Origin of the sequence: Microbacterium sp. SORGH_AS_0969 (assembly GCF_030818255.1) — a bacterium.
GTDB lineage: Bacteria > Actinomycetota > Actinomycetes > Actinomycetales > Microbacteriaceae > Microbacterium.
The window spans coordinates 1,876,850-1,899,910 of the sequence record NZ_JAUTAG010000001.1 but is presented as its reverse complement, the minus strand read 5'-3'; the positions used below and the strand labels follow the sequence as shown (position 1 = coordinate 1,899,910).

Genomic DNA, 23,061 nt, shown 5'->3' with positions numbered 1-23,061 from the left:
ATCCGAACCGGCCGGGATGCCAGGGCGAGAGCGTCAGCGAACGTTGCCGTTCGAGCAGGTCGCCTGCGCCGCCGTCTGGCCCGCGATCTCCGACGGCAGCGTGATCGCCGACGAGGAGGGGTCGGGGGTGGGCGCGGCGCTGTCGGTCGGCGCCGGGGTGGCCGTGTCGGTCGGCGTGGGCTGGGCGTTCTCGTCGACGACCACGCCGTCTCCGTCGCTCAGGTTGCCCGAGAGCTGCAGCGGCTGGTTCGCCGCGAGCGCGGCCCAGAGCGTGTCGGCCGCGTCGTAGTCGGGCACGACACGGTTCGGGTCGGCCGAGTCGGTGAACGTCGGGTACTGGATGAAGACGATCTCGCTGAACGGGACGTCCTTCACGGCGGACGCGATCTGGACGAGCGTCAGCGGGTTGGTCAGCGACGTCGACGGGTCGACGTTGCGAAGCGCGGTCGAGGCGAGCTTGTAGAGGGTCGCCGGGTTCGACAGCACCTCCTGGCTCTTCAGCTTGTTGGCCAGGCGCGACATGTACTGCTGCTGGTTCGAGATGCGGCCGAGGTCGCCGCCGTCACCGACGCCGTGGCGGGTGCGCAGGAACTGGAGCGCGTCGAGGCCCTGCACCGTGCGCATTCCGGCGGGCCAGTCGATGCCCGTGTACGGGTCCTTGATGCCGTTCGCGATACACACGTCGACGCCACCGATCGCGTCGGTGATGTTGATGACGCCGCCGAAGCTGACCTTCGCCGCGAACGGGATCTCGAGTCCGCTGAGCTTCGAGATGGTCTGCACGACGCACGACAGTCCGCCGTACGAGAAAGCGCTGTTGATCTGCTGCTTGCTCATCGCGGAGGTCTCGTTGCCGTTGGCGTCCGTGCAGGAGGGGATCGGCACCATGAGGTCGCGCGGGAACGAGATGACGGTCACGCGCCGCGGCTCGTCGGAGATGTGCACGAGCATGTTGACGTCGTTGAGGCTGCCCTCGGAGTCATCGCCCGAGCAGCGGTCGCCGAACAGCGAGGCGAAGGCGGGCTCGCACTCGTCGGTGCCGACGAGCAGCATGTTGACGCCGCCCTTGAGCTCGCCGATGTCGGGCGGAACGGCGGGCTGGCCCTTCAGCTCGACCGCGTCGGCGGTGAAGCTCGACGACAGGTCGTAGATCGCGTACGCACCGACGCCGAAGCCGGCGACGAGAAGAACGGCCAGGCCCACGGCGACGCCGCGGAGGATCTGGCCGGCGGGGCTGAGCGTCCGCAGACGTCCGTGACGCGCGACGGTTCTCTGCCCGCGCGGGGTCGTGCTCTTGCTCACTCGGGTCCTTTCGGGGACGGATGCCATCGGCCGGGCATCGCATCACACCTGGGCCGCGGCCACAGGTCGGAGCCATCTTAGGGACGCACGGCTGAGAATCGTGTGAGGGTCAGGGGAATCTCACATGGAGCGCGGACCGACACGGCGGACGAGGCGCCAGAGATTCCCTCGGCGGCGCTCGACCGAGAGCTCGTCGCAGACCGCCGCCGCGATCGCAAGACCGCGGCCCGATTCGGCGAGCGCGTCGGCCATCGTGGCGGCGGTGAGGTCGAGGTGCACCGGCGGCGCGGAGTCGCGCAGGACCGCGCGCAGTTCGTCGCCGGCCGACAGCTCCACCGACAACGACACCACGTCACCGCCCTGCGGTGCGTGCACCGCGATGTTCGTGGCGATCTCGATCACCGCGAGAGAGAAGAGTGAGAGATCGTCCTCGGTGATGTGCGGGGCGCTCCCGGCAAGCTCTTCGAGCGCGGCGTGCAGCCCCTCGACGAACTCGAGCGTCGCGGCCCCCTCCCGGGTGACGGTGATCTCAGACACCGTCGAACGCACCGTCGGCGTCGGGGTACACGTGGAGGACCCGATCGAGGTTGGTCAGGCGCAACACCTGTCGCACCTGTTCCCCTGCGGCGGCGATCCTCAGGTCTCCCCCGGCGACGCGTGTCGCCTTCAACGCGCCGATGAGTGCCCCGAGACCCGAGGAGTCGATGAAGTCGACTTTCTCGAGGTCGACGACGAGCCGGGTCCGACCCGCCGCGACGAGATCCGAGACCTCCGCTCGGAGCTGCGGGGCGACCGCGGCCGTGAGCCTTCCCTCGACCTCCAGGACGACCGCTTCCGCAGACTCGCGTCGTTCGATGTTCATCGTGCTCCTTCCCGGGCGACGTCGCTCTCGCGCGCCACCACCATGACCGTCACGTCGTCCGTCGCCGCCGCGCCGCGCGCGAGACGCGCGGCCTCATCCAGCGCCCCGGCGATGCCGCGCTCGCGAAGAACACGCCGTACGTGCCCGAGGGGATCGGACGGATCCAGCACATCCAGCAGGCCGTCGCTGCACACCATGAAGATGTCGCCCGGAGCGAGCCTCGTCTCGGCTTCGGCGCGGGCGTCCGCCAGTCCCATCCCCAGCGGCATCCCGGTGGAGAAGAGGTGCTCCCATGTGTCGTCCGCGCGCAGGATGTAGCCGAGACTGTGCCCGGCGTCGACGAAACGCAGGACGCCCGTCGGCGCCTCCAGCTGCGCGTGGAACGCGGTGGCGAAGGTGCCGAGGTCGGCGACGTCGGCCTCGAGCAGGCGGTCCGCCTCGCGGATGGCATCCAGGAGTCCCCGATCGGGGAGCGTGCGCAGCGAGGCACGCAGACCGGCCGCCAGGAGGGCCGCGCCGAGGCCCTTGCCCATGACGTCGGCCAGCGTGAAGCGAACCCCGTCCCCGACCGGGTACCAGTCGTAGAGGTCGCCCGACATCTGGCCCGCGGCGACGGTGACGGCCGCGATCTCGTATCCGTGGAGTTCCGGCGCCGTGCGGGGGCGCAGGGTGCCCTGCACCGCCACGGCGTCATCGAGCTCGTTCTGCCGGAGGATCTCGGACTGGACCCACGCGGCCAGGTCGCGGAGCAGGTCTTCCTCGCGCTCGTCGAGCGAGCGGGGTTTCGTATCGAGCAGGCAGAGGGTCCCGATGCGTTCGCCCCCGGCCGCTTGCAGGGGATGACCGGCGTAGAAGCGCAGGTGCGGGTCTCCCTCGACGAAGGGGTTCGCGGCCCAGAGCTCGTCGGCGCTCGCATCGGGGATGACGACGGTGCGCCCCTCTCGCACGGTGAAGTCGCAGAACGCATCTTCGCGCGGCGCCTCGCGCCCGCCGAGACCGATCTCGGACTTGCGCCATTGCCGGTCGCGGTCGAGGAGCGTCACGCTCACCATGGGCACGCCGAACACCTCCTGGGCGAGGCGCGTGACGCGGTCGATGCGCTCGTCGCGCGGGGTGTCGAGGATGCCGAGCTCCTCGATCGCCCGCTGCCGAGCCGCATCGTCGAACTGCGGAATGGTCACACTCATCGGCGCTCCTTTCGCGACGACCGTCGCCCGTGCTCGGCGAGCCGCTCAGCCTCGGCGACGGGGTCGTACCCGGTGAAGGTCGCCGCCTGGAAGAGCACGCTGAGCACCACAAGATCGTAGATCGCCCACGCGATGTTGACGGCGGTACCGATCGGCTCGGCACCGTTGACGAACAGGCGGATGGCGCCGACGATGATCGCCACAACGAGCATCGCCATGACGACCAGCTGGGTCTTGATGAGGTGCCACTGCGGCCCGTTCGTGCTCGGACGCGTCTTCGGGGTCACGGCGAAACCGAGCGGAATCCGCAGGACGACGTTCGTGAACGCCGTCGAGCACGCTTTCAACCACACCGGGAACAACGCGAGGCTGTACTGCTGCCCGCGCCACGTGGGCGCCCCCTTCGCCGCGACGAAGAACAGCAGCTGATTGACGAGCATGAACGGGATGAAGCGCGCAAAGAAATCCCCCGCGTACGCGTGGACGGGAAGGATGCCGAGCACCAGGAAGATGATGGGGGCGGCGAAGTAGACCACGGCGGCGTACCCCGACAGGTAGCTCCACATCGTGGCGAAGTACATCAGTCGCTGGGGCAGCGACATGCCCCACTGCACGAGCGGGTTCTCGCGCAGGAGAACCTGCATCGTGCCCTGCGCCCAGCGCAGCCGCTGGGTGAGCATCGTGCCGAGGTCCTCGGGGGCGAGGCCGTCGGCGAGCAGCTCGTGGTGGTAAACGCTCTTCCAGCCCATGCCGTGCATGCGCATCGACGTCGCCATGTCCTCGGTCACCGAGATGGTCGCGAGCGGCATGACCGGCTGCGCCTCACCCGCGCGGTCCACGCCGATGGTGCGCAGCACCGCCTGCACGGCCTCGAGCGCGTTCAGCGGAGACAGTTCGCGCGTGGCGAGCGCCGCGACCGCCTGCTCCACGTCGAACGCCTGCTCCTCGGGGCTCGATCCCGCGCCCGCGGGGCCGGCCAAGGCGGCCAGCTCGCGGAGGTCGTCGTCGATCCCCGCGACGTCGGACGCCACGATCGACTGGGTGGCGGCATCCACTCGGCGGTGCAGGCGATACGTGACCTCGCCCAGCGGCTCACGCGCCCGCAGGCGCGACCGGGCTTCGGCGACCCCTGCCGACACCTCGTCGAGAGCCGCCGAGACCGCGGGGTCGGATGCCGCGGGTGAGGTGCGCGCCTTCTCGATCACGCGCGTCGCGCTGCGCAACGCGCGGGCGACCGACTGATCGAGTTCGCGGACGTACCCGACGATGCCGAGCTGCATGAGGGCTTCGCGTCGCAGGATGGCGTTCGAGCCGCAGAAGAAGGCGGCGTTCCACCCGTCCTTGCCCTGCTGGATCGGACCGTAGAACAGCGGAGCCTGGCTGCCGAGGGGATCGCCCGTGGCGACGTTGCTGAAGACCTGAGGCGTCTGGACGAGCGCCACCAGCGGGTCGGTGAAGTAGCCGAGCGTGCGGTCAAGGATCTCGGGTCGGGGGATCATGTCCGCGTCGAGGATGAGGATGAACTCGCCGTCGGTGGCCTGTAGGGCGTTGTTGATGTTGCCGGCCTTCGCGTGCCGGGGACGATCGTCCCACTCGGCCCCGCGCGAGATGTACCCGATACCGGCGGCCTCGGCGCGCTCGCGCATCTCGGCGCGGCCGCCGTCGTCGAGGATCCACGTGTGGTGCGGGTAGCGGATGCGCTGCGCGGCGAGAGCCGTGGTCATCACGAGGTCGATCGGTTCGTTGTACGTCGCGATGAAGACGTCGACGGCGAGACCCTCGGCCGGCGGGGGCGGCGCCGGTCGGCCGCGGGCCTTCCACATCATCATCCCGAACAGGCACACGTCGATCAGGCTGTAGGTCTCGGCGGCGATGAGCGGGACGGCGATCCACCACGCGTCCCAGTTCAGCGAGAAGAACCACCGCCACGAGACGTAATTGACCCCGAGGAGGACCGTGAGCACGACGACGATCCGTAGGACGAGCAGTCGCCCTTCGCTGATACGCGTGTCGTCGGTCACGGCATCCGTCCTTTCCGGCCCGTTCATCGCGGCACCACCGCGAAGAGGAATCGCGTGCGCACCATGAGCCACAACAGGGCCAGGACCACGACGTTGGCGAGGGTGTCGAGCAGGAGGTCGCCACGGGTGAGGAACGGAATGCTGGCGACCGCGAGGGCGAAGAACACGTGCATGACGAACACGTACAACGTGGACTGGCCGAGCGGGATGAGGAAGCCGCCGGCAACAGCGGCGATCGGCTTCCAGAAGGCCGTGAGCAGCGCGTAGAGAGTCACCACGAGCACGAGGACGTTCAGCAGCCGACCCGGGGCGAGATAGGTGCGTTCGAACAGCGCCCCGTAGACGCCGCGGAAGGCGTTGTCGGAGACCAGGGCGAGGCGCGGGTCGCCCGGGGCCGGCGCATACGGGTTGTTCCAGGAGAACAGCATCAGCGCGACGGCGACCGCCACGATCGCGATCAACGCGACCCGGCCCGCCCGCGTGGCGAACCAGGCGATGATCTCTCGGCGATGGAACCCGGCGACCATCCCGACGACGAAGAGCAGCTGCCACACCAGGAGCGGAAAGGAATCCTCGAACTGGGCGGGGATTAACCGGAACCGCGTGACGTGGCCCACCACGTAGAGCGCGAGACTCGCGCCCAGCACCCACGGCCACCACCGCCGCCCGAGCGCCCACAGCACGAGCGGAGAGATCAGCAGCAGGACGACGTACAGCCCCATGACGTTGAACTGCCAGGGCCCCATCCGCAGGAGCAGGAAGTCGATCACGACCTGCGGATCGACGGGGTACTGCAGCAGGCGGTCGGCTCCCGCGTAGAGGTCGTACACCCGCCCCGTCGCACCGGTACCGGCGGCCCCCGTGCCCTGATCGGTGAAGGTGGTGACCGCCCGACCGTTGAGGAAGGGAAGGAGCGACAGGAAGAAGATCAGCACCACGACGACCAGCGCGGTGCGGTAGAGCTTCCACGAGCGCCCGGCGGTGCGGATCACGACCTCCCCGATGCCGCCCGACACGAGTTTCGGTCGATAGACGAGACCGAGCACGGCGCCCGAGAGCAGGACGAACAGCTCCGCGCCCGAGACAACCCCCAGGAACTCCTGCGTCCCGATCTGGAGATAGCTCGCGAGACCGAGGTGATTCACGACGACGAAGACGATCGCGAGACCGCGCAAGAGGTCGATGCGGGCGTCTCTCGCGGGCGATCCGACGTACCGCAATCGCCGCGCCCGGGCCGAGCCGCGTGCCGCGAAGATCACGAGGCCGGCGATCAGGGCGACGACCACGGCGACGAGGATCCAGCCCAACCACCCCTGCACCGGCATCGACGCGGCTGACTCGCCCGACGGTTCGCGCACCGGGCCGAGCACCAGGTCGGATGAGCGCAGGTCACTGACGAAAGCCGAGCGCACGGCATCCGACGACAGGGTCACAGACCAGTCGATGACGGTCTCGCCCACGGCACCCCGTCTGGTGGTCGTGTCTTCCCAGATGACCGCCGCGAGCGAGGGAAGCCGACCGGATGCCACGGCCCCCTCGATCTGCCGCCACCAGGCCGACTTGACCTCGAGCTCGGACGAGCCGCCGACGCTCGCACTATAGAAGGCCGCCGTCTCGATGAGCAGGGGCCGGTCAGGCGACGAGTACGTGCCCGCGAAGTCGGGGGCGCCGGACCCGTCGGTGCCGGTCAGGCGCGCGACGAACGCATCCGGTGACGGCACGACGTTGCGGGCCTCCACCCCGCCCGTCTCGTCGAAGTACAGCGACAGACCCACCGCGTCGACCGCGGAGTCGCCCGGGTAATAGGGCGCGTAGGGATCGTCGGCGAACGTGAGAGCGCCGTCGCCGTCGGTGTCGGTCCCCGCGGGCGCGGGGGTGGACGTCGCCGCGAAGGGGTAGTCCCCGCCCCAGAACGGCGACCAGACGACCGCGGCACCGGGGAGCCGCTCGTGCACCACGTCGGCGAAGAGCGCGAACGCCGGGCGATACTCGTCGGGGCGCTGGCCCCACCCCACCCACGTGGTGTTCATGTCGGGTGCGAAGCTGAGGTACAGGGGTGCGCCCGGGGGCTGAGCGATCTGGTCGAGCGCGTCGACGAAGGCCTCCGCGTCCCCGCGATCGAGCTCGGCGAGCGGCACCGTGGGGGTCACAGCGACCACCACGATCGCCCCGACCGCTGCGGTCTGGTCGAAGAAGCCCGACAGATATCCCTTGTCCGTATCCGTGAGGGGATAAGAGACATCGCGCTGATAGATCGCGCTGGGTGCACCGAGTCGTTCGGCCTGGTCGACGACGCTGTCGCTGCTCCAGTCGAGGATCGACCCGAAATACGCACCGTTTCGCGGGACGAGGTCGGCGGGCTCGCCTCGCTCGGATGCCACGGCCGGCATCGCGCCGAGGAGAACGACGAGAAGGGCGGCGAGGAGGGCGATCACCGATCGGCGGACACCAGCCAGGCAAGGGCGGTTCCGTGGAGTGGTGTACTCCTCGAATTCCCGGTTCTGCACGTGGAGCCAGCCCCCGATTCCGTCGACTGACTGGACCCTATCGAAATGCTGTGAGGGTGAGGGCGGGTGGTACGGAGAACGCAATACAGGCGTCCGGAGCCGCAAGCGACGGAAGGTTCGCGGCTTTCCTGGCCGCGCGCCGGCGTGGGCCCAACTCCGTTCGGATCCCGCTCAGCCGGTCATAACGAGAGAACGCGGACCCCTGCGGGGCCCGCGTTCTCTCGTTGCGGAGGGTGTGGGATTCTCCCCACCGCCCCTCCACCGACCGCTTCGCACTCGGCGGAGCCTCCGGCGGCGTGGGCCCAACTCCGTTCGGATCCCGCTCAGCCGGTCATAACGAGAGAACGCGGACCCCTGCGGGGCCCGCGTTCTCTCGTTGCGGAGGGTGTGGGATTCGAACCCACGGGACATTGCTGCCCACTGGTTTTCAAGACCAGGTCCATCGGCCGCTCGGACAACCCTCCCGGTCGTCCGAGTCTACCGAGGGTGCGGCGGAGCGCGCGTCCAGCCCCCGCTCCCCACGCGGAGGCCCGGCTAGCGTCGAGCGCATGGCGAGAGCAGCGCGCGGGTCGGTGGCATCCTTCTTCCTTCGTCTCGGGCGCCAGGTGTGGGTGCGCGCGGCGATCTTCACGGTGATCGCGGTGCTCGTCGCGCTGGCCGCGCGGTTCCTCGGGCCGCTGCTGCCGTTCTCGCTCTCGATCGACCTCGGGCAGAACGCGGTCGGATCGCTCCTGCAGATCATCGCCACGGCGATGCTGACCGTGAGCACCTTCTCGGTGACGGCGATGGTCACCGCCTTCTCATCCGCCACGACGACGGCGACCCCGCGTTCGACCTCGCTTCTCATCGCCGACCCGACCTCGCAGAACGCCGTGTCGACGTTCGTCGGAGCCTTCGCGTTCTCTCTCGTCGGAATCGTCGCGCTCTCCACCGGGTACTACACCGACCAGGGCCGGACGATCCTCTTCGTCGGCACGATCGTCATCATCGCAATCGTCGTCATGACGCTCCTGCGGTGGATCTCGCACCTCGCCACCTTCGGGCGCATGGCAGACGTCATCGACCGCGTCGAAAAGGCGGCGACCACCTCGCTCGAGGTGTTCGCCGCCTCCCCCGCGCTCGGTGCACGTCGAAGCACTGGCATCCCCGCCGATGCCGAAGCCGTCGTCGCGGACGAGGTGGGCTACGTCACGCACGTCGACATCGCCGGCCTCGATCGACTTGCGCGCTCCCACGACGTCGACCTCCACGTGCACGCCGCACCGGGGCGCATCACCGATGCACGAGTGCCCCTCGTGTTCGTGCGCGGGACGAGCGACGACAGCCTGAGATCCGGCATCCGTCGCTGCTTCCGGATCGAGCACCACCGCACCTATGAACAGGATCCCCGGTTCGGGGTGATCGCCCTCACCGAGATCGGCAGCCGCGCGCTCTCGGCCGCAACGAACGACCCGGGAACGGCGATCGAGGTGATCGCGGCCCTGCAGCGCGTCTTCACCCGGGCCCTTCTCACCGAGCCGACGCGCGATGTCGAGCATGAGCGCGTCTCCGTGACCCCGCCGACGTGGGGAGACCTCGTTCACGACGCCTTCCGCCCACTCGCGCGCGACGGAGCGGCCGACATCGAGGTCCAGGTGCGCCTCCAGAAATGCCTCGCCTCACTCGCCGCGACCGCACCTAACCGCGCGGGCATGTTTCGGGATGCCGCGCGCGCGGCGTTCGACCGCAGTCGACGCGCGCTCGATCGGGGCGATACGCGGGTCCTGCGGACGGCGATGCAGGAGGCCTGGGCGGGGTCCGGCATCCGTTCCTGAACGAACGCTAAGCCGCGGGTATCGGTTCTCCCAGCGCACACCATCGCCGCTTGAATCCGCCCGCGAGCAGGCGTAAACCGGGGAAAACAGCCCACAGCCCTCCGCAGCGGGCCCTGTTCGACAAGGAGGGGAACCCCATGCTCATCGTCTTCGCGCTCATCTATGCGGCATCCATCTGGGCCACCGTCGTCACCGTCCGTGACGCGCACGTCTCCGTCGGTCTCAAGGCCACGTGGGCGACAGCGCTGCTGCTTCTGCCGCCGTTCGGGCTGCTGGCGTGGCTGGTCGCGAGCGTCGCGAGCCACCGCCCGGGGCACGCCGCGCACATCTAGGGGGCTACAGCGCGCGCAATACCGCGGCGACGCCACCCTCGGTCACCGAGAGGCCGACCTCGCCGGCGGCAGCGTGCACCTCGGGGGGTCCCTGGTGCATCGCGATCGCGCGGCCGCCGTTGCGGACGGCCCACTGCATCATCTCGATGTCGTTCCGGCCGTCGCCCATGACGAGCACGCGCTCCGCCGGGATGCCCAGCCACCCGCGCACGAGTTCGAGCGCGGTGGATTTGTCGACGCCCTGCGGGGCGATGTCGAGCCACGCCGTCCAGCCGATCGCGTACGAGACCTGGCTGAGGCCGATGCGCTCGACGAGCTGGAGGAAGTCCTTGTCGGTCTTCTCGGGAGCGACGACGACGACGCGGCAGACCGGCCGTTCGGACAGCTGATCGAAGGTCACGCGGTTAGCGCCCTCGAGGTTCCAGTCGTCGAGGTAGTCGGTGAACAGGCGCGAGCCGTCGGAAAGCTCGACGAGGAAGTGCGCCCCCGCGAGGTGCTCTCCGAGCAGGGTGAGCACCTCGGTCGGATCGAACGTCTCGATGTGCGCGCGCTCGTAGGGCGCGGCATCCCCTTCTCCGATCCGACGCATCACGATCGCACCGTTCGAGCACACCGCGTATTCGGGACGGATGCCGAGGCGGTCCATGATCGTGTGGGTGCTGTCCCAGCTCCGACCGGTGGCGAGCATCACCTCGTGGCCCGCCGCCTGAGCATCGGCGACGGCCTCGACGACGCCGGGGCTGAGCGTGTCGTCTTCGAGGAGCACGGTGCCGTCAACGTCGAGCGCGATCAGCATCCGCGCGACGGGAGCGTCGGCGAGGTCGGCGACGACGTCAGCCGCCTCCTGCTTGGGCGCGCTCTCGACGGCGCCGGTGTCGGGGAGAGCGGCCTCGTCGGTCACGCGATCGGCTCCATGACCTCGAGGCCGCCGAGGTACGGGCGCAGGACCTCGGGGACCGTCACCGACCCGTCTTCGCGCTGGTGCGTCTCGAGCAGGGCGACGATCCAGCGCGTGGTCGCGAGCGTGCCGTTCAGAGTGGCGACGGGCTGGGTCTTGCCGCCCCCCTCGGGGCGGAAACGCGTCTCAAGCCGGCGCGCCTGGTAGGTCGTGCAGTTCGAGGTGCTGGTCAGCTCGCGGTAGGCGTCCTGCGTCGGGACCCAGGCCTCGATGTCGAACTTGCGCGCGGCGCTGGAACCGAGATCGCCCGCGGCGACGTCGATCACGCGGTACGCCAGCCCGAGGTCTTGCAGCATGCCCTCCTGCATCGCGACGAGACGGTCGTGCTCGGCCTCGGCATCTGCCGGGTCGGTGTAGACGAACATCTCGAGCTTGTTGAACTGGTGCACGCGGATGATGCCCCGGGTGTCCTTGCCGTAAGAACCGGCCTCGCTGCGGTAGCACGTGGACCACCCGGCGTAGCGCTTCGCGCCGCGCTCGAGGTCGAGGATCTCGTCCATGTGGTAGCCGGCGAGCGGGACCTCGCTCGTGCCGACGAGGTAGAGGTCTTCCTTGTCGAGGTGGTAGACCTCATCGGCGTGCTGGCCGAGGAAGCCCGTGCCGCGCATCACCTCGGGGCGCACGAGCGTCGGCGGGATCATCGGCGTGAAATCGGCCTGCAGCGCGCGGTCGAGCGCGAGGGTCATGAGCGCGAGCTCGAGACGGGCACCGATGCCGGTGAGGAAGTAGAAGCGGCTGCCCGAGACCTTCGTGCCGCGTTCCATGTCGATGGCGCCGAGCTTCTCGCCGAGCTCGAGGTGGTCGCGCGGCTCGAAGTCGTAGGTCGGGATCTCGCCGTGCGTGCGGAGGGTGACGAAGTCTTCCTCGCCGCCGGCGGGGACTCCCTCGAGCACGATGTTCTCGATCTTCGCCAGTGCTTCGTCGGCGGCGGCCTCGGCCTCGCTGACCGCGTGCTGTGCGGCCTTGACCTGCTCGCTGAGCTGCTTGGCCTCGGCCACGAGCGCGGCCTTCTCGTCCTTCGGCGCCTGCGCCACCTTCTTGCCGTGCGCGTTCTGCGCGGCGCGCAGCTCTTCGAAGTCGGTGATGGCGGCGCGGCGGTCGCGGTCGGCGGCGAGGGCCTCGTCCACCGAATCCGGCGACTCCCCGCGGGCGATCTGGGAGCGCTTCACGAGCTCGGGATCTTCACGCAGCAGAGTCAGGTCGATCACGCGTCCATCCTACGGTCGGCGCCGACTGCGAATCCGCGCCCGGACGGCACGCACCGAGCTCGGGGACCCCGGGCGCGTCGCGACGGCTATGGGCCAACGGCATCCGGTCGTCAAGCCCGGACGATTCGCCCGTTCCGCAGTGGATCGCGGTCCTATGGTTGACGCATGGCCGCCCCTGACGAGCCGCGTGACGACGCGGAGTCCCCCGAGAACGTCCCCTTCGACGCGCCCGACGAGGTGAAAGCCGACGCGGCCGCGGCCGATGGCTCCCACGAGCACTTCGACGCCGCTCGGTTGGGCGATGACGTGGCCGATCATCCGCGCAAGGACGTCCCGCATCCGAAGGACGCCGCGGAGCCGGACGACACCATCCATCAGCCGGAGGACGTCGCGCCCGACTCGTCGGCGGAGATCCCGGGCAAGACGCAGCGCGTCGACGCCGAGGGCGAAGAGGCTCCGATGGACGCCGAGCCCACGCGGAAGAAGCGCGCCGCTCTCGTCTACAACCCCACGAAGGTCGAGCCCGAGGTGCTGCGCGCCCGGGTGGCCGAGCTCGCCGCCGACGCCGGGTGGGCAGAGCCGCTGTTCTACGAGACGACCGTCGACGACCTCGGCGATGACGCGACCCGCGCCGCTCTCGACGAGAAGGTGGATGCCGTGCTCGTGGCGGGCGGTGACGGTACCGTGCGCGCGGTCGCCGAGGCTCTCACCTCCACCGGCGTCCCGCTCACGATCGTGCCCAGCGGCACGGGGAACCTCCTCGCGCGCAACCTGAACCTCCCGCTGACCGACACCGACGCGATGATCCGCGCCACCTTCGAGGGCGACATCCATTCCATCGACACCGGGCTGGCTCGCATCCGCCGCGCCGACGGCGAGGTCGAGGAACACGGGTTCTCGGTCATGGCCGGCATGGGCCTGGACGCCGCGATGATCCAGAACACCCGCGACGACCTGAAGAAGCAGGTCGGCTGGGTCGCGTACGTCGACGGCGCTGCCCGCTCCCTCGTGAACGCGAAGCCGTTCCGCGTGATGTACCAGTTGGACGAACACCGCCTGCACTCGGCGAAGGTGCACAGCGTGCTCTTCGCGAACTGCGGCGCCCTGCAAGGGGGCGTGGCCTTGATCCCCGACGCCTCCATCGCCGACGGTCGCCTCGACGTAGCCGTGCTCCAGCCGACCGGAGTGCTGGGCTGGCTGGGCGTGTGGAGAAGCATCGTGTGGGACAACTCCGTTCTGCGCCGCTTCCGCGCCGGTCGCCGTGTGCTCGAACGCCGAAAGGACACGTCGGTGCGGTACCTCCGCGGCACGGGCATCGAGCTCGCGACGGCCCCGGCACAGCCGATCGAGCTCGACGGCGACGAGTTCGGCGAGGCGACGCGCATCTACACGCGCATCGTGGCGGACGGTCTCGTCGTGGCACTGCCGAAGGGGCACGACGTCTCGACGCTCTGACGGGGCCGGCGGGCCGATCGCGCGGGCGGGTGTCAAGCCCGGATCGACGGATGCCGCGGTGGATAGCGTCGGGGGATGGCTTCGCCCTCGATCGTGTGGTTCCGCGACGACCTCCGACTGACCGACAACCCCGCGCTGCGCGCGGCCCTCGACCGCGAGGAGCCGATCCTGGCGCTCTACGTCCTGGACGAGGAGTCGGACGGCGTGCGCCGGATCGGCGGAGCGGCGCGCTGGTGGTTGCACGGGTCTCTGGCATCCCTCGGCGAACGCCTCGAGGAGCGAGGTGGACGGCTGCTGCTGCGTCGCGGGCGCGCGGCCGAGGTCGTCCCGGCCGTGGTCGATGAGATCGGCGCGGGGGCGGTGTTCTGGAACCGACGCTACGGCGGGGTCGAGCGCGAGATCGACGCCGGACTCAAAGAGAAGCTGCGCGGCGACGGGGTGACCGTCGCATCATTCGCGGCGAACCTGCTCTACGAACCGTGGACGGTCCGCACGCAGGCCGACAAGCCCTACGGGGTCTACAGCCCGTTCGCGCGTGCGGTGCAGAAGCTTCCCGCGCCGCGACCGCCGATGCCGGAGGCGCGCAAAGTCCCGGGGTTCGACGGGCACGTCGACGGCGACGACCTCGGCGCATGGGACCTGCTTCCCACGAAGCCCGACTGGGCCGGCGGCCTGCGCGAGACGTGGGAGCCGGGCGAGCCCGCCGCGAAGACACGGCTGCGGGAGTTCCTCGACGACGACCTCGGTGACTACGCGAAGTACCGCGACGAGTTCGCGGGTGGCGCCACCTCGAACCTCTCCCCGCGCCTGCGCTGGGGAGAGCTGAGCCCGTACCAGGTGTGGCACGACACGATCGAGCACCGCGGCTCGGGAGAGCACGCCAAGAGCGCGAGCGGGTTCCTGTCGGAGCTCGTGTGGCGCGAGTTCGCGTGGCACGTGACGTACCACTCCCCCGACATCGCGACCGTGAACTGGCGCCGCAACTTCGACGCGTTCCCCTGGCCGCGCCTGAACCGCGCGCACCTCGAGACCTGGCAGCAGGGCAGAACGGGCGTCGCGGTCGTCGACGCGGGGATGCGTCAGCTGTGGAAGACCGGCGTCATGCACAACCGCGTGCGCATGGTGACGGCATCCTTCCTCATCAAGAACCTGCTGATCGACTGGCGGCACGGGGAGCAGTGGTTCTGGGATTGCCTCGTCGATGCGGATGCCGCGAGCAATCCCTTCAACTGGCAGTGGGTCGCGGGATCTGGCGCGGATGCCGCCCCCTACTTCCGCGTCTTCAACCCGGACACGCAGCGCAAGAAGTTCGACCCGCACGACGAGTACGTGCGGGAGTGGGCACCGGAGTACCTCGGCGAGAACCCGCCGGAGCCGATGGTCGACCTCGGCGAGACGCGTCGGCGCGCGCTCGACGCGTACGCCGAGGTGCGGCACGGGGGCTGAGCCCGACCTTCGTCGCCGTGTCGCTGCGCCGACCTCCCGGCATCCGGGCACGCGAAAGGGGCGCCACCTCTCGGTGACGCCCCTTCTCACGATGGATGTCAGTTGACGCGGGCCTCTTCGGCGTCGTCCTCGTCGTCTTCGCCCGGGATGTAGACGTCGACCACGGTCACGTTGATCTCGGCGACCTTCATGCCGACGAGCTCGGTGATGGCCTGGTGCACGGCCGCGCGGACGTTCGAGGCCACGCGCTGCAGCTGCTCGGGGTAGTCGACCTGGATCGCGATGTCGGCGGCGACCTCGGTCTCGCCCACCTCGACGCTCACGCCCTGCGCGTAGTCCTTCGCACCGACGGCCTGGCGGATGTTGCCGATCACGCGCGCAGCTCCCCCGCCGAGGGCGTGGACCCCGGGGACCTCGGCTGCGGCGATGCCGGCGACCTTGGCGACGACGGCGTCGACGATGACGGTCGAGCCGCCGTCCTTCGTGGCGGTGGTGGGGGTGGTGTTCGTGGGGGTGGCCATGTCACTTTCCTTCCGTCGTCTCCGGGACCGTGTGTCCCGCGATGTCATAGGTAAGACGGGGCGGGAAGCGGATTCGTCACGGCGATTTTCTGAGAGAAAGCTGAGGATGGGTGCCGCCGGCTCAGTCGTCGAAGAACCCGCCGTACGGGACGTCGGAGTCCCCCGTGTCGCGCGCGTCGTACGGCACGGTCTCGACCGAGAGGATCGCTCGCGAGTGCGGGGTGAAGAGGGCGCTCACCTCGCGATTGCCGACGACGACGAACGACACGAAACCGCCGCCCGCGTGGACGGCATCCTCGATCCGCGCCCCCAGTGCGACGGGGTCCTGCCCCTGCGCGAGGAAGAAGGATGCCTCGTCGATAGCGATCTGCGTCCGCACCATCGTCTGCGCGTCGGGCTGCATGTCACCGGCCTGGTCGTCGTTCATGCCCGGGAGGCTAGGGGGCTCGACCCGAAGCCGCGAGGGGGGTTGCCGTGACCGCTCTGACGGAATACACGACGTGGCCGCGAGGTTGACACCGGGGTGATGCCCTCCCTCTCTGTTCTCGACCTCGTCCCGGTTCGTACGGGACAGACCAGCGCTCAAGCCGTGGCCGCGGCCCTCGACCTGGTGGAGCGCGCGGACCGCCTCGGGTATCGCCGGTACTGGTTCGCCGAGCATCACAACATGCCCGCTGTCGCGTCGACGACTCCCCCCGTCCTGATCGCCGCCGCCGCCGCTCGCACCTCGCGCATCCGCGTGGGGTCGGGCGGTGTGATGCTGCCGAACCACTCGCCGCTCATCGTGGCCGAGCAGTTCGCCGCACTCGAGGCGATCGCCCCCGGCCGCATCGACCTCGGTATCGGCCGCGCGCCCGGCAGTGACCCGGTCATCACGCAGCTGCTGAATCGCTCCGGCACCACGAGCGACGTCTCGCGCTTCCCCGACCACGTGACCGACATCATGGCGCTCACCTCCCCCGAGGGTGCCACGGTCCGGTTCACCTCGGGCACCGAGTATCAGGTCAAGGCCACGCCCTCGGCATCCGGGGTGCCGCAGGTCTGGCTCCTCGGCTCGAGCGACTACTCCGCGCAGCTCGCGGCTTCGTTCGGTCTGCCGTACGTGTTCGCGAACCACTTCGCCGGCGAAGGGCTGGAGCACGCGCTCCGGCTGTACCGGGACCAGTTCGTCCCGAACGAATCGGGCGAGGGCCCGCGCACGTTCGTCACCGCCAATGTCGTCGCCGCCCCCACCGCGGAGGAGGCCGAGGAGCGTGCCCTGCCGCAGCTGCGGATGATGGCGCGTCTGCGCACGAACCGTCCGCTCACGCCCCTCGAGACGGTCGAGCAGGCGAAGGCCGATCCGTTCGACGCGATGGCTCAGTCGCTCATGGCCTCGACGCGGCAGAAGTGGTTCGTGGGAACGGGATCCGACGTGCAGGGGCAGCTGGCCGCGTTCGCCGCGCAGCACGGGGTCGACGAGATCATGGTGTCGCCTGTCGCGGGCGCGTACGAGGGCGAAGGGTCCGAGGGGCGAGCACAGACGCTCGAGCTCATCGCGGCGCCGGCGGCCGTCGCGGCCTGACGGCTCGCGGCTGGGCGCCGGGGCCGGGTCGGCGGGCTGTGGGCTGTGCCGTCGCGCGGAGATCGCCGCCGACACGCCGAGGCACGGCATCCCGAACCGGCGCGTCCGGCACGAACTCCGCCGGATGGCACGGCCGGGCTCGAGGGGGCCCGCCGAACCGTCACGCGCACGGCCGGGCGTGGAGACGGCCGCCGGCGGGCGATGGCCTGCGGCCTGTACCGCCAGGCGGAGTTCGTCTCCGACACGCCGGGGCCACGGCATCCCGAACCGGCGCGTCCGGCACGAACTCCGCCGGACGGCACGGCCGGGCTCGAGGGGGCCCGCCGAACCGGCGCGTCCGGCACGAACTCCGCCGGACGGCACGGCCGGGCTCGAGGGGGCCCGCCGAACCGTCACGCGCACGGCCGGGCGTGGAGACGGCCGCCGGCGGGCGATGGCCTGCGGCCTGTACCGCCAGGCGGAGATCGCCTTCGACACGCCGAGGCCACGGCATCCCGAACCGGCGCGTCCGACAGGGACTCCGCCGGACGGCACGGCGGGGCGGGGCTCGGGAGGGTCGTCAGGCCTCGGGCTCGCCGCTCAGAAGGCCACGCAGCCAGTCGCGGGCCTCGACGAAGACGTCGTCGCTGTACCGCTGCGGGTAGCGGACGATCGCGCGGTCGGCGCGCGCGTACGACCCGAGGAAGATCACCTTCGGGCTGAAACGGCGAAGGCCCAGCAGGGCATCGGCCATGCGCTCGTCCTGCACGTGCCCGTCGGCGTCGATGACGAAGCGGTAACGACCGAGGGCGTCGCCGATGGGGCGGGATGCCAGAAGGCTCAGGTTGATGCCCCGGGTGGCGAACTGCTCGAGCAGTTCGAGCAGGGCACCCGGGTGATCTTCGGGCAGCTCGACGATGAGCGAGGTCTTGTCGGCGCCCGTCGGCGGGGCCGGAGCCACCGTGCGGCTGACGAGCACGAAGCGCGTGACCGCGTTGGGGTTGTCGCCGATGTTCTCGGCCAGCACGGTGAGATCGTGGTGGGCGACGATGCCGGGCGCGGCGATCGCGGCATCCGCGGCGCTCGTGCCGTCGAGAACACCGAGGGCGCTCGCGACGTTGCTCTCGGCGGGCAGGTGCGCGTGGGCGGGCACATGCTCGCTCAGCCATTTGAGGCACTGGCCGTACGCGACGGGGTGCGCGGCCACCAGCGAGACGTCGGACAGGGTCGCGCCGGGGCGCGCCACCAGCACGAAATTCACCGGCACGAGGTACTCGCCGACGATGCGCAGGCCCGGCACCGTGGCCAGCGCGTCCTGCGCGGTGGAGACGCCGCCGTCGACCGAGTTCTCGATCGCGATCATCGCGGCATCCGATCGCCCCTCGACGACATCCGCGAGCGCCTCACCGACGTTGCGGACGGGCCGCCAGATCTGGTCGCGCGCCTCGGGCACCTGAGCGAGCGCGGCCTCGGTGAAGGTACCGGCGGGGCCGAGGTAGCTGTAGGTACGGCGGGCGGGGGTGTGATCTGTGTCGGGCAGCACCGACTCAGCCTAGTGCGCCGGGGTCCGGATGCCGCGGCCCCGGGGCCGAGCGCCGGGAGTCGTCCGACATCGAGCCGCCCCGTTTGCGGCGATCGCGCCACGCCCCGATGAACATCCAGCCGGCGTAGCAGAAGAGGCCGATCACGACGATGGGGAGCATCCACGCCTGCATCTGCGGGGTGATGACCGCGTTGATGTATCCGAGCAGGGGGAGCGAGTACATCACGACTCCGCGCACCTGTTCGGGCCGGACCGGGTCGGCGTCGGCGGCGTCGTTGTTGTCGCCCTTGGTCCGCAGCATGCGGGCTCCATCGCCACCGAGCGCCACCCCCACCACGCGGTGCGTCGCGACCGTCGGCTCGCCGGAGCGGAGCTGGAAGGTGATGATCTCGCCGACCTCGATGTCGACCGCGTCGGTCGGCCGCACCACGACGAGTGCACCGAGCGGCAGGGTCGGCTCCATCGACGACCCCACGATGGAGTAGCGCTGTGCGCCCGTCACGCCGGGAACGACGAAGATGACCAGGACGGTCAGCGCGACGAGCGCAGAGCACCCCCACCCCGCCCCCCGAAACACTGCCCGCCACACCGCGCGGGCCGAGGAGGATCGTCGGGGTCCTCCCGCCGACTCCGCGACCTCTGGAGCAGCATCCGGATCACGGATGTCGGTCATGTCGGCACCTCTTCACGCCCGCGGGAGTCTCTGCGGCGGGGCAGGGGAACGGCAGGGGCGTGGACGCCGTCCACGCCCCTCCGCCTCAAGAGTTGTCTTCTTCGAGCGGCTCGGTCACCTGGTCGAGCACGAGGTTGCTCATGAGGAGCTCCGACTGGACGTTCGCGAGCATCTGAGTATCCTTCCAACTCGCCCACGTGAAAGTCCGACGGAAGATGAACTGCCCCTCGCCGGACACGTTGAACTTGTTGCCGACCACCGTGTTACGGATCTCCAGGTCGGGTTCGTCATTGCGGATCTGCGGGGTGTAGTCGAATGTGCTCGCGAGCCCTGCGTTCCCCGAGAACTCCGGCGTCGGCAGCGTCAAGACCGCGGGGGCGCCGATCGCGCGAACGGTGACCTCCACATCGAGGTCCACGACATCCCCCGGCACCAGGGCGGTGGCCGCCAGCTCTTCCGAGGTCACCCGGTCGCCGTTGACGTAGTACGTGTAGTCATTAGGGGCCGCCGACATCGACACTTCCCCCGTACTGAAGTTCGCCCCCGGAAGCCAGACGCTCGCGTTCCAGTACGCCATCGAGCCCATCCCGCCGCCGAGCAGAACGACGGCCGCCGCCGCCGCAATCGAGCCTTTTGCAAGCTTGTTCATGACGATTGCCTCCCCAGCATCGGAAATCACGACAGGGGTGACGCTACGGAAACGTCCGCTTCTCCCCTCGGCGTTTCAGCCACCGATTCCGGTGGTTTCCGCGGGAACTCGTGGATCGAGCCATCGACGACCGTGCGCGCGAGCACGGATGAGCCGTCCGGGAGAAGACGGCCGACGACGCGTTCTCGGGCGGCGGCGATGAGAGCGGAGAGCCAGGGCGCCAGGGCGGCGAGAGCGGCGGCGTCGACATGCGGGCCCCCGTCATCGAGCAGGACGACGTCGACACCGCGTTCGCGCGCCGCCGCGGCCCTGTCGGCGACGTCGCCGTGCAGCAGGCGCCCCGCGCGATAACGGTCACGCAGATGTCCCTCGATCGCTCGCGCGCGAGCGCGACCGGCGGCATCCTCCCCCGCGCCGCGAGCCGCCCGCTCGAGCAGCGGCCGAGCCAGCCGGTCGCCGTCGGCGAGATGCTCCTCGAGCTCCTCGCGTGTCGCGGCATCCCACGCTGAGCGGCGCGCGGCGTCGATCGCCCTCGCCGACTGCTCGGCGATCCGGCGCTGCAAGCGCATAAGCAGCACGACCAGAAGCAGTCCGAGGCCCACGATCAACGCCGCGCGGCCCACGATGATCGACACCTGCAGGACCTCGGCCCCGGATCGCACTCCCTCAGCGACGACGAGCAGCAACAGCGCGACGCCCGCGCCACTGGCGACCCCCGTTCGGCCCTGGAGGGCGATCGCGACGAGAACGAACCCCGCCGCAGGGGCGAACCATCCGGTTCCGTAGGTGAGGGGCGCAGGGGTCGTGACGAGCGCCACCGCAACGACGGTCAGAAGAAGAGCGGATGCCACGCACGCTCGGCGGAGAGACAGCTCCGATCCGCGTGCCCGACGCAGGATCTCGGCGACCGCGAGGATGCCGAACAGCGTGAGGAGGGCAGTCCCGTCGCCGGTCGTGAAGGCGGCCGCGATCGCGACCGCACCCTGAGTGACGACGAACACGGCGGTGACCGAGCCCAGACCGACACGAAGCCGTCGTCGCTCGTCGGTGGCATCCGGTCCGCGTCCAGAGGTCTCGGACGCCCGCCATTCGATCTCGACACGCGTCCCCTTTCCGGGGTCGCTGTGCACCCGCGCGTCTCCCCCGTCGACAGCCCGCATCACCCGGAGGATGCTGCCGCGCAGACCGAGCCGATCGGAGCGCACCCGGGCAGGGTCGAAGCCCTGCCCTTCGTCGGAGACGTCGACGCGGAGGGCGTCGGGCAGCGCGGTGATACGCAGGCGACGAGGGACGCCGTCGCCGGCGTGCCGCACGCTGTTCTGGATCGCTTGCGCCGTGGCCGTGCGAACCGCCGCGAGGACCGGTTCCGGGGGGAGAACGGCATCCGGGTGTCGCTCCATCTCGACGACGAACCCGGTTCCGGCCGCGAGATCCGCCAGCCGGGCGATCGCGTCGCCGTGTCCGACGCCGTCGTCCACCGTGCGGAGGGCCCGTCGGGCCTGACGGCGCAGCGCATCGCCCGCACCGGGCACCTGATCGACGATGCCCCGCAGCGCCGCGAGAACCTCGTCGTGCACGAACGCCGCGGCACGCGCGCGGGCAGCCAGACGCGCACGCTCGTCGGCCTCGACGACGACGGCCGACTCCGCCGAGGCCGTCGCCCGGTCGACGGCGCGGCTCGCGCGAAGGGCACCTGCCCCGATGAGACACACGGTCGCGCCCGTCAGCACGGCCTGCGAATCGTTGGCGAGATGGGAGAGCGTGTACGACCCGATCCCGAATCGACAGACCGTGATCACGGCGATCCAGAGAACCAGCAGTGCCCACCCGAGCCTCTCGCCACCGGCGACGAGCGCGGCGAGCACGATGCCGCCCACCGATGTCAGCCCCCAGGGGAGCGTCTGGATCGCCGGGTCGCTCGACCACGGTCCGGCGAGGGGCACGAGCGCCACGAGAGCGACGAGATAGATCCCCACCCCCAGGCGAGCACCTGCGCGCAGGACTCGGATGCCGAGCACGGGCGCCGCCGCTCCGACGACCAGCAGCACCCCGAAGGCGGTCGTCGTCAGCGCGCGGTTCCACGGGGGCAGACGGTCCGCACCGTGTGCCCCGACGAAGAGGAGGACGATGACGACGCCCGTCGCGGTGGCGATCGCGATGGCCACCGCCGTGAGCAGGGTCCGCACGGTGCGGGCCTCGGCCGGCCCCTGGACGGCGCCCCGGCGCGGCTCAGCCACGGTGGGGCAGGGGAACGTAGCCGTCCTCGATACCGCGCCGGTAGAGGTCGACCTTGGTCGTCGCCGGACGACCGAGCTGCGCGTAGATCGAACGAATGCGGCGAAGGTGGTCGTTGACGGTGTTCTCGCTGACGAACAGGGCCGCACCGACCTCGCGCGCACCCATTCCCGTCGCGTACAGCGACAAGACCTCGCGCTCCCGCGAGGTCAGGGGCGCCGACCGCATCAGCGGATCGGAATCCAGGGCAGACGCCCATTCCAGACTCGGAACGTGTTCTCCGGCGGCGGCTGCCGTGATCGCGGCGATCAGGTCGCGCATGGGTGCCGACTTCCGGACGACGCCGAGCGCCGGGGTGCGCGACGCCTCGCGGATCAGAAAGGGATTCTCGCCGGACGTGAGGACGAGCACGTGCGCGCCCCACTTCTGCAGGGCAGCCGCGTTGTCGCGCGGCGTCGAGCCGTCGCGCAGGCTCAGGTCGAGGAGGACGAGATCCGCGTCCCGCGCTCTCGACACCATTGCTCCCGCGGTGTCGGTGTGGCGGGCGAACGTCAGGCCCACGGCATCCGAAAGGAGGTTCTCCACCGCGAGAGCGACCAACTCGTGATCATCGACGATCGCCACCCGCACATGATCCCCGGCACCCATGGCGATGAGTATGACGTATTCGCGTGGATGGGGTGAGTGATGCATGTCCGAGCGCGCCCTCTCGGACGATGAACCGGGTGAGACCCCGCCGACGGGCCCGCGACGACAACGGATTCCCTTGGAATGTGTCGTCGCGTGTGCGCATGTCGGATGCACC

At 70.1% G+C, this 23,061-nt stretch carries 20 protein-coding genes and 1 tRNA gene; 5 read left to right on the top strand and 16 right to left on the bottom strand.

Annotated elements, in window-relative coordinates; genetic code table 11:
• Positions 1-33 precede the first annotated feature (33 nt).
• The 7 genes from QE388_RS08795 to QE388_RS08765 form a co-directional block, all read right to left on the bottom strand.
• Positions 34-1,302, bottom strand: coding sequence for an LCP family protein (locus QE388_RS08795; RefSeq protein WP_058613774.1), 1,269 nt, complete (start codon positions 1,300-1,302; stop codon positions 34-36).
• A gap of 120 nt (positions 1,303-1,422) precedes the next feature.
• The gene (locus tag QE388_RS08790) at positions 1,423-1,839 is read right to left on the bottom strand and encodes an ATP-binding protein (protein WP_307384820.1); all 417 of its coding nucleotides are present in this window, start codon (positions 1,837-1,839) and stop codon (positions 1,423-1,425) included.
• The gene (locus tag QE388_RS08785) at positions 1,832-2,164 is read right to left on the bottom strand and encodes an STAS domain-containing protein (RefSeq protein ID WP_275796913.1); all 333 of its coding nucleotides are present in this window, start codon (positions 2,162-2,164) and stop codon (positions 1,832-1,834) included. Before QE388_RS08785 ends, QE388_RS08790 begins: the two co-directional genes overlap by 8 nt.
• Complete coding sequence (locus QE388_RS08780) at positions 2,161-3,351, bottom strand: PP2C family protein-serine/threonine phosphatase (protein ID WP_307384818.1); 1,191 nt, start codon at positions 3,349-3,351, stop codon at positions 2,161-2,163. Before QE388_RS08780 ends, QE388_RS08785 begins: the two co-directional genes overlap by 4 nt.
• Positions 3,348-5,372 carry a glycosyltransferase gene (locus tag QE388_RS08775; RefSeq protein ID WP_307384817.1) on the bottom strand — a complete coding sequence of 675 codons (2,025 nt, stop codon included), beginning with the start codon at positions 5,370-5,372 and terminating at the stop codon, positions 3,348-3,350. Before QE388_RS08775 ends, QE388_RS08780 begins: the two co-directional genes overlap by 4 nt.
• A gap of 23 nt (positions 5,373-5,395) precedes the next feature.
• The gene (locus tag QE388_RS08770; RefSeq protein WP_307384815.1) at positions 5,396-7,879 is read right to left on the bottom strand and encodes an OpgC family protein; all 2,484 of its coding nucleotides are present in this window, start codon (positions 7,877-7,879) and stop codon (positions 5,396-5,398) included.
• A gap of 379 nt (positions 7,880-8,258) precedes the next feature.
• Positions 8,259-8,343, bottom strand: a tRNA-Ser gene (locus QE388_RS08765).
• 84 nt (positions 8,344-8,427) lie between these two features.
• Between QE388_RS08765 and QE388_RS08760 the strand changes: the two genes are divergently transcribed.
• Positions 8,428-9,693, top strand: a complete 1,266-nt coding sequence (locus QE388_RS08760) for a DUF2254 domain-containing protein (RefSeq protein WP_307384813.1) — start codon at positions 8,428-8,430, stop codon at positions 9,691-9,693.
• A gap of 137 nt (positions 9,694-9,830) precedes the next feature.
• On the top strand, positions 9,831-10,025 hold the full coding sequence (locus QE388_RS08755; RefSeq protein ID WP_275795979.1) for a PLDc N-terminal domain-containing protein: 195 nt from the start codon (positions 9,831-9,833) through the stop codon (positions 10,023-10,025).
• A gap of 4 nt (positions 10,026-10,029) precedes the next feature.
• Here QE388_RS08755 and QE388_RS08750 read toward each other — a convergent pair whose 3' ends face one another.
• Positions 10,030-10,926, bottom strand: a complete 897-nt coding sequence (locus QE388_RS08750; protein WP_307384811.1) for an HAD family hydrolase — start codon at positions 10,924-10,926, stop codon at positions 10,030-10,032.
• Positions 10,923-12,191, bottom strand: coding sequence for a serine--tRNA ligase (gene serS, locus QE388_RS08745; RefSeq protein WP_307384809.1), 1,269 nt, complete (start codon positions 12,189-12,191; stop codon positions 10,923-10,925). Before serS ends, QE388_RS08750 begins: the two co-directional genes overlap by 4 nt.
• Before the next feature lie 165 nt (positions 12,192-12,356).
• On the opposite strand from serS, the gene QE388_RS08740 reads away from it, so the two are divergent.
• Positions 12,357-13,646, top strand: a complete 1,290-nt coding sequence (locus QE388_RS08740; protein WP_307384808.1) for a diacylglycerol kinase family protein — start codon at positions 12,357-12,359, stop codon at positions 13,644-13,646.
• A gap of 75 nt (positions 13,647-13,721) precedes the next feature.
• On the top strand, positions 13,722-15,092 hold the full coding sequence (locus QE388_RS08735) for a deoxyribodipyrimidine photo-lyase (protein ID WP_307384807.1): 1,371 nt from the start codon (positions 13,722-13,724) through the stop codon (positions 15,090-15,092).
• A gap of 98 nt (positions 15,093-15,190) precedes the next feature.
• Here the strand turns inward: QE388_RS08735 and QE388_RS08730 are convergent, their stop codons facing one another.
• Together QE388_RS08730 and QE388_RS08725 are read right to left on the bottom strand one after the other, a co-directional pair.
• The gene (locus QE388_RS08730) at positions 15,191-15,613 is read right to left on the bottom strand and encodes an Asp23/Gls24 family envelope stress response protein (RefSeq protein ID WP_307384806.1); all 423 of its coding nucleotides are present in this window, start codon (positions 15,611-15,613) and stop codon (positions 15,191-15,193) included.
• Positions 15,614-15,734: 121 nt separating this feature from the next.
• A complete protein-coding gene (locus QE388_RS08725) occupies positions 15,735-16,040 on the bottom strand; it encodes a hypothetical protein (RefSeq protein ID WP_307384805.1) in 306 nt (101 codons plus the stop codon).
• A 99-nt stretch (positions 16,041-16,139) separates the two neighbouring features.
• On the opposite strand from QE388_RS08725, the gene QE388_RS08720 reads away from it, so the two are divergent.
• Positions 16,140-17,177: an LLM class flavin-dependent oxidoreductase gene (locus tag QE388_RS08720; RefSeq protein ID WP_307384803.1), complete on the top strand. Its 1,038-nt coding sequence runs from the start codon at positions 16,140-16,142 to the stop codon at positions 17,175-17,177.
• A gap of 559 nt (positions 17,178-17,736) precedes the next feature.
• On the opposite strand, the gene pheA is transcribed toward QE388_RS08720, so the two are convergent.
• From pheA to QE388_RS08695, 5 genes are all read right to left on the bottom strand, one after another.
• Entirely contained in the window at positions 17,737-18,699 is a 963-nt protein-coding gene (gene pheA, locus QE388_RS08715) for a prephenate dehydratase (RefSeq protein ID WP_307384801.1), read from the bottom strand.
• Between the two features lie 4 nt (positions 18,700-18,703).
• Positions 18,704-19,372 carry a signal peptidase I gene (locus QE388_RS08710; protein WP_307384799.1) on the bottom strand — a complete coding sequence of 223 codons (669 nt, stop codon included), beginning with the start codon at positions 19,370-19,372 and terminating at the stop codon, positions 18,704-18,706.
• 85 nt (positions 19,373-19,457) lie between these two features.
• A complete protein-coding gene (locus QE388_RS08705; RefSeq protein ID WP_307384797.1) occupies positions 19,458-20,021 on the bottom strand; it encodes an alternate-type signal peptide domain-containing protein in 564 nt (187 codons plus the stop codon).
• 26 nt (positions 20,022-20,047) lie between these two features.
• Entirely contained in the window at positions 20,048-22,258 is a 2,211-nt protein-coding gene (locus QE388_RS08700; protein ID WP_307384795.1) for a sensor histidine kinase, read from the bottom strand.
• Positions 22,251-22,904, bottom strand: a complete 654-nt coding sequence (locus QE388_RS08695; RefSeq protein ID WP_307384793.1) for a response regulator transcription factor — start codon at positions 22,902-22,904, stop codon at positions 22,251-22,253. The genes QE388_RS08700 and QE388_RS08695 overlap by 8 nt, the downstream gene beginning before the upstream one ends.
• Between the last annotated feature and the right edge of the window lie 157 nt (positions 22,905-23,061).